We start from the raw sequence: 1,338 nt of genomic DNA, 5'->3' as shown, positions 1-1,338 counted from the left end.
GACCCTGAGGGATCCCCACAAATTTACCCTAAGCTCTGCGCTTGATGTCACACCTCATCACGCAGAGCCCGCTCCACTATTTCCAAGTGTCCTCGGCCTCCAAAATCTGTGCAGCTTCGCCAGTATTCCAAGCCTAGTCGCCACAATGAGAGCACTCGCTTTTCTTTGACGCTGTTGCTTTGGTAGCGTCGTTCCAAACCGCTTTCTCGTGCCAGCAGCCCTGTTAAAAAGAGAAGGTAGTTGGCCAATGCAGCAATCAACAACAACACCTCAATGCGCTTTGGACAATGGCTTCGATGTAGATTCAGGCCTAATCCCAGATGCTCACTTTTTACATCTCGGAAGCCTTCTTCGATCTGCATACGGCGCTTATAAATCGCCACGATTTTTGCTGGATTCCATTCGTCTTGCTTCAGATTGCTGGCAAGCAACCATGGCTCCCGTTCACGCCTGGCTGACTGTCGGCTGAGCTTACTTTTGGCGATTGAGCCAGTCACTCGTTGATGCTTGCGGCCCTTGGCTGAATGTCGCACGCAGTACAAATCGATCAAGTGTGGAGCGCTACGTGTCATCTCGACCCGGCCAATCGACTTGGGTGACGAGGTGGCCAACGCATACAAATTTTTCACGGGTAGCCACTCATTTTCGTCACCACGATATAGCTCACGATTTCGTATGCGAGCCACGTAATACCAGCCCTGCGCCGCTACGGCCTTCATCCAGGGGCGACGAAAACCTGCATCAGTGACCAGGACTGGGACGCATCCATCAGGCAATAATTCGGCCAACATTTTGAGCAGGCGGCTTTGATATTTCGGGCAACCCTCGCGCTCATGAACGCTTTCGTAGATAGGAAACGAGCGTCCCGCAAACGGGACTGCAGCCCTCAACAAGAAGGCGTCGCCAGGTGCATCAATTCTCGACCAGTCGACCAAGATTAAAGGATGCTTCAGAGAGCCCAACAATGCGCGCAGCATGACCCAGTAGAACAATGGCCGCTCTGCTCTCAGATGTTGATTGCCCAACAATCGATCCACTCGCTTGATCGCGTGTTTTGGATACGCCTGACCTGGCATAAAACGTCCCAGCGCTGTCAGCGTGAGGCGACGGCCTTGCAGTAATGAACTGACACAACTCATCAGCGTTGTCAGGCGGCGAGAATGGATTGAAGGCAGTGCTTGAGCGAGCGCTCTGTGTAAAAATCGAATGGCCTGCATGGGTTCGGGTTCTTGTTTTTGTGTGGTGCAAACCAAGTTGCCGACTCATGCAGGCCTCTTCAATATTCCAACCTCTTGATTTTTCGTAAGAAAAATCGGGGATCCCTCAGGGTCTGACCCC

Annotated in this window: 1 protein-coding gene; it reads right to left on the bottom strand. The window is 52.4% G+C overall.

Features of this window, described 5'->3' with window-relative positions; translation table 11 throughout:
• Positions 1-47: 47 nt before the first annotated feature.
• Positions 48-1,217, bottom strand: coding sequence for an IS4 family transposase (locus A7D21_RS33975; RefSeq protein ID WP_069553850.1), 1,170 nt, complete (start codon positions 1,215-1,217; stop codon positions 48-50).
• Positions 1,218-1,338 lie beyond the last annotated feature (121 nt).

This window comes from Pseudomonas sp. AP19, from assembly GCF_001728855.1.
GTDB classification, from domain to species: domain Bacteria; phylum Pseudomonadota; class Gammaproteobacteria; order Pseudomonadales; family Pseudomonadaceae; genus Aquipseudomonas; species Aquipseudomonas fluorescens.
Note: the sequence above shows the minus strand (reverse complement) of the source record. Positions and strands in the feature narration are given on the sequence as shown.

Bases quoted from the DNA above. Each gene is read 5' to 3' on its own strand.
- A7D21_RS33975 (WP_069553850.1), bottom strand. From the start codon at position 1,217: ATGCAGGCCATTCGATTTTTACACAGAGCGCTCGCTCAAGCACTGCCT.